At 57.1% G+C, this 520-nt stretch carries 1 protein-coding gene and 1 pseudogene; both read left to right on the forward strand.

Features of this window, described 5'->3' with window-relative positions:
• Nucleotides 1-40 precede the first annotated feature (40 nt).
• Nucleotides 41-184 (forward strand): integrase core domain-containing protein, encoded by a 144-nt coding sequence (locus ACR0B3_RS24540; protein WP_480811316.1) that lies wholly within the window; start codon nucleotides 41-43, stop codon nucleotides 182-184.
• A 55-nt stretch (nucleotides 185-239) separates the two neighbouring features.
• Nucleotides 240-520 (forward strand): annotated as a pseudogene (locus tag ACR0B3_RS24545) (tetratricopeptide repeat protein); the annotation flags it as partial.

The following is a 520-nucleotide window of genomic DNA, read 5'->3' on the forward strand; positions in this document are numbered from 1 at the left end:
TGCAAAAACGCAGCCATCCGCAAGCAACTCAGGTGGCGTGATGCACAACAGCCGCGCCACCTGCCAAGCCCAAGCCACAATCAATCGCTGGATCAAAGAATACAACCATATCCGACCCCATCAAAGCCTCGGAATGCGCCCACCAATACCAGAAACTACGACCCTAAAATTGGATCAAACATAGGGGGCTTGACATCCTCAATTACAGCGCGCCCGAGCAGTTGTGATTGGATTTCAGAATGCGTCTGTCCCCGTTTCGGTGGCTTTTGCTTGGCTTGGCATGCCCGCTTTTGGCGGCCTGCCTTGTCCAGTCGGAACAGCCCGATCAAGCGGTGCAGGCCATTGGTGCCGCGAATTTAGAGTCGATCATGCTGACCTCGGCAGACCCCGAAGATGCAATCAGCTATTTTTCACGCCAAACCACGGAAAACCCCAACGACATTGGCGCGCGCCGCGGCCTTGCGCAGAGTCTGACACGGACGGGGCGTGCGGCGGAAGCGGTCGTTATACGGCGGCAGGC

This window comes from Ruegeria sp. CE9, assembly GCF_056537425.1.

Excerpts from the sequence above, each read along its gene's own strand:
- ACR0B3_RS24540 (WP_480811316.1), top strand. The coding sequence starts at position 41 with ATGCACAACAGCCGCGCCACCTGCCAAGCCCAAGCCACAATCAATCGC.